The sequence below is a fragment of the Hoeflea sp. genome, from assembly GCF_039975035.1.
Lineage (GTDB): Bacteria > Pseudomonadota > Alphaproteobacteria > Rhizobiales > Rhizobiaceae > Hoeflea.
In genome coordinates this window covers 1-7911 of the sequence record NZ_JBDWHW010000083.1, presented here as the reverse complement: position 1 = coordinate 7911, position 7911 = coordinate 1, and the positions used below count along the sequence as shown (strand labels likewise).

Genomic DNA, 7911 nt, shown 5'->3' with positions numbered 1-7911 from the left:
TCCGGCGGCAGGTGCCGCTTGGATCGTATGTCGCGGATTTCGTCTGCCTGGAGGCGAAACTGATTGTCGAGGTTGATGGCGTTCAACATGCTGAAAGTCAGCGCGATTTGGCCCGCGATGCAAATCTGGAACGGTTCGGCTTCCGGGTGCTGCGGTTCTGGAATGACGACGTGATGCACGATCTCGAAGCCACATGTGCGACAATCATGGCCTATGCGCGGGATATGTCGCTCAGGCAGGACTGGCGGCAGACACCCCTCATCCGTCTCCGGGCGTTCACGGAACGCCCGGATCCACCTTCTCCCGCAAGGGGAGAAGGGAGGAGGGTGGGGACCGGATCGGTGGTTTACACTGCGATATTGAGAGCAGGGCCGGGGACGGTATGGATTGCCGGCAATGTCGTTCATCAGTATTCGTGATGCCAACAGCGGAACCTTGCAATTTCAACGGGGCGTAGAGACATGACGCACCTCCCTTCTCCCCTCGTGGGAGAAGGTGGATGCGGCGGTTCCGTGAACCGTCGCAGACGGATGAGGGGGCTCACATATTGCGCTTCAGTCCCGAAATCCGTGCCAGCACGGCGTTGGCGGCATCGAGCACGTTCGAGCCCGGGCCGAAGATTTCGGCGACGCCGGCTTCGCGCAGGAAGGCGTAATCCTGTTCGGGGATGACGCCGCCGACCACGACCTGAATGTCGGCACCGCCCTTGTCTTTGAGCCGGGTGATCAGGTCCGGCACCAGCGATTTGTGGCCCGCGGCCAGCGACGAGACGCCAACCACGTCGACGCCGAGCACGGTGGCCTTGACGGCGACTTCTTCCGGTGTTTCGAACATGTCGGTGAGATCCACCTTGAAGCCCATGTCGGCAAACGCCGTGGCGATCACCTTGGCGCCGCGATCATGACCGTCCTGGCCCATCTTGGCGACCAGCACATGCGGCGCCCGGCCCTTGTCAGCGGTGTAATCGGCAATACGCGACCGGATCGCCTGATACTCCGGATCATCGTGATAGACGTCTTCATAGACGCCGCCGATCACCTTGGTGATGGCGTGGTGACGGCCGCCGAAGCCGCGCTCCATGGCGTCGGAGATTTCGCCCAGCGAGGCCCGTGCCCGCGCCGCGTCGACGGCTGCCGACAGGAGGTTGCCCTTGCCGGTGGCGGCCACCTGTTCCAGCGTCGCAATGGCCGCGAGATGGGCCTGGGCGTCGCGGGTCTGGCGCATCTTGTTGAGCCGCGCCACCTGGCCGGCGCGCACCTTTTCGGTGTCGATGTTGAGGATGTCGACCTGCGGCTCGTCGGCGAGCCGGAACCGGTTAACCCCGACAATGACGTCCTCGCCGCGGTCGATCCGTGCCTGACGCCGTGCGGCGGCTTCCTCGATGCGCATCTTCGGCAGGCCCTGCTCGACCGCCTTGGTCATGCCGCCGAGCGACTCGACCTCGGCGATCAGCTCCCAGGCTTTCTCGGCCAGATCGGCGGTCAGCTTCTCGACATAGTAGGAGCCGCCAAGCGGATCGACGACGTTGGTCACGCCGGTTTCGTGCGCCAGAATGAGCTGTGTGTTGCGCGCGATCCTGGCGGAGAATTCCGTCGGCAGCGCGATTGCCTCGTCAAACGAATTGGTGTGCAGCGACTGGGTGCCGCCCAGCACCGCGGCCATGGCTTCAAATGCGGTGCGCACCACATTGTTGTAGGGATCCTGTTCGGTCAGCGACACGCCCGAAGTCTGGCAATGGGTGCGCAGCATCTTCGAACGTTCGGATTTGGCGCCGAAATCACTCATGATCTTCGACCACATGGCGCGTGCCGCGCGCAGTTTCGCCGCTTCCATGAACACATTCATGCCGATGCAGAAGAAGAACGACAGCCGGCCGGCGAAGGCGTCGACATCGAGCCCCTTGGCCTGTGCGGCGCGGACATATTCCATGCCGTCGGCGAGCGTGTAGGCCAGCTCCTGCGCCAGTGTCGCACCGGCTTCCTGCATGTGGTAGCCGGAAATCGAGATCGAGTTGAATTTCGGCATTTCGGCTGCCGTGAACTCGATGATGTCGGCAACGATCCGCATCGAGGGTTTGGGCGGATAGATATAGGTGTTGCGGACCATGAACTCCTTGAGGATGTCGTTCTGCACGGTGCCGGTGAGCCTGGCGCGGTCCACACCCTGTTCCTCGCCGGCGACGATGAACATTGCCAGGACCGGGATGATGGCGCCGTTCATGGTCATCGACACGCTCATTTCTCCGAGCGGTATGCCATCGAACAGGATCTTCATGTCCTCGACCGAATCAATCGCCACGCCAGCCTTGCCGACATCGCCGCTGACCCGCGGATGATCGGAATCATAGCCCCGGTGGGTGGCCAGATCGAAGGCCACGGACAACCCTTTTTGCCCTGCCGCCAGGTTCTTGCGATAAAACGCGTTTGATTCCTCGGCTGTCGAGAACCCGGCATATTGCCTGATCGTCCAGGGCTGGCCGGCATACATGGTCGAGCGCACGCCGCGGGTGAAGGGCGCGAAGCCCGGCAGTTCGGTGGCGGCACTTTCCGGCAGGTCCTCGGCGGTGTAGAGCGGCTTCAGCGTGATGCCTTCCGGCGTCGCGGTGTTGAGGCTTTCGATCGGCTTGCCCTTGAGATCCTTGCTGGCAAGCTCGAGCCAGTCGCGGGTGGACTTGGTCATTTCGCAAACTCCATGATGATCTCGTCGACGGCGAGGCTGTCGCCGGCTTTGACCGGGATGCGCGAGACCACGCCCTTGCGCTCGGCTTTCAGCACATTCTCCATCTTCATCGCCTCGACGATCGCCAGCGTCTGGCCCTCCTGCACCTCGTCGCCTTCACTCACCGCAATCGAGACGATCAGTCCCGGCATCGGGCACAGCAGGAAGGCTGAGGTGTCGGGCGCCACTTTCTCAGGCATCAGCCGGGCCAGTTCGGCAATCCGCGGGCTGAACACCTGCACCCGGACATCGACGCCCAGTTGCCGCAATCTCCAGCCGGCATCGGCGGGCTCGACCTTGATCGCATGGCTGGCGCCGTCGATGTCGAAAATCGCGAGTCTGGCGCCCGGGGTCCAGTCGGTGGTCACGGAGAGCGGTTCCTGGCCCGGCAGGCGGACCATGAAGACATCGTCGGTGTCGTCGATGTGGCCGACAATTTCCTGACCGGCGATCCGCACCACCTTGTCCTCGTGGGCGCGCTTTTCCGCCTGGCTGAAGCGGGCGCCGGAGATTTGCGCGTTGCGCTCGCCGTGAATATGGCTGAGCAGCAGGCTCGCTATGGCGAAGCGCTCAACGGTGGCGTCATCGGGCGGCACCGGGCCGAAGCCTTCGGGATATTCCTCGGCGATGAAGCCGGTCGACAGCCGTCCCTCGCGCCAGCGCGGATGCTGCATCAGCGCCGACAGGAATGGCAGATTGTGGCCGATGCCTTCGACCTCGAACCGGTCCAGCGCGTCGGCCATCGCGTCGATCGCTTCCATCCGCGTCGGCGCGTGGGTGCACAGCTTGGCCACCATCGGATCGTAGAACATCGAAATCTCCGAGCCTTCGGTGACGCCGGTGTCATTGCGGATGGTGATGCCGTCGATGGTGCCTTCCTGCGGCGGCCGGTAGCGCGTCAGCCGTCCGATCGAGGGCAGGAAATTGCGGTAGGGGTCTTCAGCGTAAAGCCGGCTTTCCACCGCCCAGCCATTGAGCTTTACATCAGCTTGCGTGAAGGCGAGCTTCTCGCCGGCAGCAACGCGGATCATCTGCTCGACCAGGTCGACGCCGGTGATCAGCTCGGTCACCGGATGCTCGACCTGCAGCCGCGTGTTCATCTCCAGGAAATAGAACTTGCGGTTCTTGTCGACGATGAACTCGACAGTGCCTGCCGACTGGTAATCAACAGCCTTTGCCAGCGCCACCGATTGCTCGCCCATGGCCTTGCGGGTTTCAGCGTCAAGGAAAGGCGAGGGTGCTTCCTCCACAACTTTTTGGTTGCGCCGCTGGATCGAGCATTCGCGCTCGCCCAGATAGATGACATTGCCAAAGCTGTCGCCGATCAGCTGGATTTCGATATGACGCGGCTCCTCGATGAATTTCTCGATGAAAATCCGGTCGTCGCCAAACGAGCTGGCCGCTTCCGATTTCGAGCGGGTGAAGCCCTCGCGCGCCTCGGCGTCGTTCCAGGCAATCCGCATGCCCTTGCCGCCACCACCGGCGGATGCCTTGATCATCACCGGATAGCCGATTTCCGCCGCGATTCTGGCCGCATGCGCCTCGTCGTCGATCAGCCCCATATGGCCCGGTACGGTAGAGACACCGGCTTCAGCGGCTATCTTCTTCGAGGTGATCTTGTCGCCCATCGCCTCGATGGCCTTGACCTTCGGTCCGATGAAGGCGATGCCTTCGGCTTCCAGCGCCTCGCAGAACGAGGCCCGCTCGGACAGGAACCCGTAGCCCGGATGCACGGCCTGCGCGCCGGTCTGCTTGCAGGCGGCGATGATCTTCTCGGGGATGAGGTAGGACTGGTTGGCCGGGGCTGCGCCGATGTGCACCGCCTCGTCGGCAAGCCGGACATGCTCGGCGTCCCGGTCGGCGTCGGAATAGACAGCGACCGTCGCAATCCCCATCTTCTTGGCGGTCTTGATGACCCGGCAGGCAATTTCACCGCGGTTGGCGATCAGGATTTTTGAAAACATGCACTTCGTCCCCGATTGCGGGCCGAACCGGCCCGTGTTTTCCGTCGTCATCCCCGGGCCTGACCCGGGGATCTGTAGTCCTGGCGCTATGGCATCGATCCCGGCGCCGGCCCCGTCTCTTGCAATTTCCGGCGTTCAGCTTCCGGCTAACCCGCCGAAATCGCCGTCTCCCCCACCAGGGGGAGAGGCAGCTTGCCCAGATCATCACACCTCGAGCACATCCTCGAAGGCTGCGGGGTAACTCGCCCGCCCCACACGTTCGTCAATCCGCAGCATGGCCGTGTAGGATTGCGCATCGAAGGGTTCTTCGGCGGGCACGATCTCGCGCCCGAACAGCCAGCTGATCCGGCCCGCATCGAGATTGCCACGCTCGAACGGCTCATCGCCGAAGCGGTGCCACAGCGCATGCAGAAACGCCGTGTCGGCGAGCTTTTCCGTCGGTGTCCGGTCGGCCATGCGGCGCCGGTTGATGATCGCCGTCACACCGCGCGGATTGGCGCGGCGGATGGTGAACTGGAACCCCGTGCCGGGCAGGCCGGACGGGATTCCGCGATGCTTGGTCATTTCGGGCAGCTTGGCCATCAGGCTTTGTCTTCCTTTTGCGCGTCCAGCTTGTCCTGGGTCTTCAGCTCGAAATCGGACGCGTCATGGCGCTCGTGCAATTGTTCCGAGAGTTCGCCAAACGTCTTGTTGACGATGCGGCCGCGACCCACCGCCGGGCGCGCGCCGATCTGGTCGGTCCAGCGGATCACGTTGGTGTAGGACGCCACGTCGAGGAATTCGCCGGCCTCGTAGGCGCCGCCTTTGACCAGACGGCCATACCAGGGCCAGATCGCCATGTCGGCGATCGAATACTCGGCGCCGGCCATGTATTCATGGTCCGCAAGATGCCGCTCAAGCACGTCGAGCTGGCGTTTGACCTCCATGGCGAAGCGGTCGATGGCGTACTGGATCTTCATCGGCGCATAGGCATAAAAATGCCCGAAGCCGCCGCCGAGGTAAGGGCCTGCCCCCATTTGCCACATCAGCCAGTTCATCGTCTCGGCCCGGACGCGGGTGTCGGTCGACAGGAAAGCGCCGAATTTCTCGGCCAGGTAGAACAGGATCGAGCCGCTCTCGAACAGCCGCACCGGCTCGCCGCCGCCCTTGGGCGCATGGTCCATCATCGCCGGAATCTTGGAATTCGGATTGATGTCGACAAAGCCCGAGCCGAACTGGTCTCCGTCGCCGATACGGATCAGCCAGGCGTCGTATTCGGCACCGGTGTGCCCTGCCGCCAGCAGTTCTTCCAGCATCACCGTGACTTTCACGCCGTTGGGCGTGGCCAGCGAATACAACTGCAGCGGATGCTTGCCGACCGGCAATTCCTTGTCATGCGTCGGGCCGGCGATGGGCCGGTTGATGCTGGCGAACTGCCCGCCATTGCCCTTTTGCCATTCCCACACCTTTGCAGGCTCGTATCCTGCGGGAAAATTCTTCTCGGGCGGAAACTTGGTTTCGTCAGTCATGAAAACTCGTCCTTGTTGGTGAGAGGGGTCTCACCGGGGAATATAGGCAGATTGCTGAGGATTGCAGCAGCGGAGTTGCGGGAGGTGGGGTGCGAGCCGCGCACTCACAGCCTGGTTCTCAGTTCGGGCACCTGCCAATTCGTCATGCCGGACCTGATCCGGTATCCAGTCAGCCCGGGTCTCTGGGCTGAAAAGAGTCCTTTGACCCGGCAGACGCCGGGTCGCTGGATCCCGGCTCAAGGCCGGGATGACGGGAGACGCGCGATCGCCCGCCCTGTCGGGCCGCGTGCCGTGGGTGGGGCGCGACATCCTCGCCTCAGCCATCTTCGCCTCAACCGGCATAATCGTCGTCGCTCACCTGGTCGAGCCAGACCACGGCCACCCCGTCGAGCGCCTCCTGGATGGCGATATGGCTCATCGCCACATCGGGCGAAGCGCCATGCCAGTGCTTCTCGCCCGGTTCGAACCAGACCACATCGCCGGGCCGGATCGTTTCCACCGGTCCGCCCTCGCGCTGCGCCCGGCCAAGACCCGAGGTGATGATGATGGTCTGCCCCAGCGGATGCGTGTGCCATGCCGTTCGCGCACCGGGCTCGAACGTCACCGACGCGCCTTGCACCCGCCCAGGTTCCTCGGCCTGAAACAGCTTGTCGAGACGCACTGCGCCGGTGAAATAGTCATCCGGCCCCTTGGCCGACGGCGTCGATCCTGCGCGTGTGATCTTCATGGTTGGATCCTTTGGATGAGGCGGAATGTAGTTGGAAATTCGTCGCAAATGGTGGGGATGCAAACGCTATTCAATCCAAATTCTAGAGACGCTGAAAGAGCGCTCGTCAACATTGGACCGAAGTGCAAACGTGGAAATAATTTTCCATAGAACATCAAAGGACAACCTCACGAAACGTGATGAATGAGCTGATGAGACAAATCGAAAACGCTGCGCCAAATATATAGGGTAGGAATTTCACAGTCGGTTTGGAAAAAAGCTTACTAATCTTAATCTTTAACCTATCAATTTCACTTCGGTCTCCATCTTCAAAATGGGCGCGTAGACTTCTGGTTTCGCCTTCTATTTTTTCTAAAGAGAATATCAGGATTAGACCTGAAAGTAGGCAGAAAAATCCCGAAATAATTGTTACTTGAGAAGAAATGGAAAACACATAGCCGATTGGTGGGTTAGCATTGAAAACAGCACCGGCAAGTCCTGCCACGGCAAAGCAAATTGCACCGGAAATAGATATTCCATATTTTATCGTTTTCCCGAGGCTTGTTACCGAATTGACCGCTAAATCAGTCTCCGATAGCAAGAGAGAAATGGGATTTTTTTGGGGGGACTCGGGAATAGAAAATCCTCCTCTATGGTGCGGTTCGGTCACAAAAATGTTCCCTCACAGCGGAATGTTGTCGTGCTTGCGCAGCGGTTGCGTCACCTTCTTGGTCTTCAGCATTTCGAACGCCCGGATCACGCGGCGCCGGGTCGAGTGCGGCATGATCACCTCGTCGATGAAGCCGCGCTGGGCGGCGACGAAGGGGTTGGCGAAGCGGTCTTCGTAATCGGCGGTGCGCCGGGCGATCTTGTCCGGGTCGCCAAGCTCGGAGCGATACAGGATCTCGGTGGCGCCCTTGGCCCCCATCACCGCGATCTGCGCCGTTGGCCAGGCATAGTTGACATCGGCGCGGATGTGCTTGGAGCTCATCACGTCGTAGGCGCCGCCATAGGC

8 protein-coding genes are annotated in these 7911 nt (G+C 61.6%); 1 reads left to right on the top strand and 7 read right to left on the bottom strand.

The window, feature by feature from the left end:
- Positions 1-419, top strand: a 419-nt coding sequence (locus ABJN75_RS07025; protein ID WP_348438132.1) for an endonuclease domain-containing protein, incomplete at its 5' end; no start/stop codon positions are given.
- A 121-nt stretch (positions 420-540) separates the two neighbouring features.
- On the opposite strand, the gene scpA is transcribed toward ABJN75_RS07025, so the two are convergent.
- The 7 genes from scpA to ABJN75_RS06990 form a co-directional block, all read right to left on the bottom strand.
- Positions 541-2679: a methylmalonyl-CoA mutase gene (scpA, locus tag ABJN75_RS07020; RefSeq protein WP_348438130.1), complete on the bottom strand. Its 2139-nt coding sequence runs from the start codon at positions 2677-2679 to the stop codon at positions 541-543.
- Positions 2676-4682 (bottom strand): acetyl/propionyl/methylcrotonyl-CoA carboxylase subunit alpha, encoded by a 2007-nt coding sequence (locus ABJN75_RS07015; protein WP_348438128.1) that lies wholly within the window; start codon positions 4680-4682, stop codon positions 2676-2678. Before ABJN75_RS07015 ends, scpA begins: the two co-directional genes overlap by 4 nt.
- 204 nt (positions 4683-4886) lie before the next feature.
- On the bottom strand, positions 4887-5264 hold the full coding sequence (locus ABJN75_RS07010) for a hypothetical protein (RefSeq protein WP_348438126.1): 378 nt from the start codon (positions 5262-5264) through the stop codon (positions 4887-4889).
- Positions 5264-6190, bottom strand: a complete 927-nt coding sequence (gene yghU / locus ABJN75_RS07005) for a glutathione-dependent disulfide-bond oxidoreductase (protein WP_348438124.1) — start codon at positions 6188-6190, stop codon at positions 5264-5266. Before yghU ends, ABJN75_RS07010 begins: the two co-directional genes overlap by 1 nt.
- 331 nt (positions 6191-6521) lie before the next feature.
- Positions 6522-6917, bottom strand: a complete 396-nt coding sequence (locus ABJN75_RS07000; protein ID WP_348438122.1) for a cupin domain-containing protein — start codon at positions 6915-6917, stop codon at positions 6522-6524.
- 154 nt (positions 6918-7071) lie between these two features.
- The gene (locus ABJN75_RS06995; RefSeq protein ID WP_348438120.1) at positions 7072-7566 is read right to left on the bottom strand and encodes a hypothetical protein; all 495 of its coding nucleotides are present in this window, start codon (positions 7564-7566) and stop codon (positions 7072-7074) included.
- A gap of 12 nt (positions 7567-7578) precedes the next feature.
- A partial coding sequence (locus tag ABJN75_RS06990; protein WP_348438118.1) for a carboxyl transferase domain-containing protein occupies positions 7579-7911 on the bottom strand: 333 nt, incomplete at its 5' end.

Excerpts from the sequence above, each read along its gene's own strand:
- ABJN75_RS07000 (WP_348438122.1), bottom strand. The coding sequence starts at position 6,917 with ATGAAGATCACACGCGCAGGATCGACGCCGTCGGCCAAGGGGCCGGAT.
- yghU (WP_348438124.1), bottom strand. The coding sequence starts at position 6,190 with ATGACTGACGAAACCAAGTTTCCGCCCGAGAAGAATTTTCCCGCAGGA.
- scpA (WP_348438130.1), bottom strand. The coding sequence starts at position 2,679 with ATGACCAAGTCCACCCGCGACTGGCTCGAGCTTGCCAGCAAGGATCTC.
- ABJN75_RS07010 (WP_348438126.1), bottom strand. The coding sequence starts at position 5,264 with ATGGCCAAGCTGCCCGAAATGACCAAGCATCGCGGAATCCCGTCCGGC.
- ABJN75_RS07015 (WP_348438128.1), bottom strand. The coding sequence starts at position 4,682 with ATGTTTTCAAAAATCCTGATCGCCAACCGCGGTGAAATTGCCTGCCGG.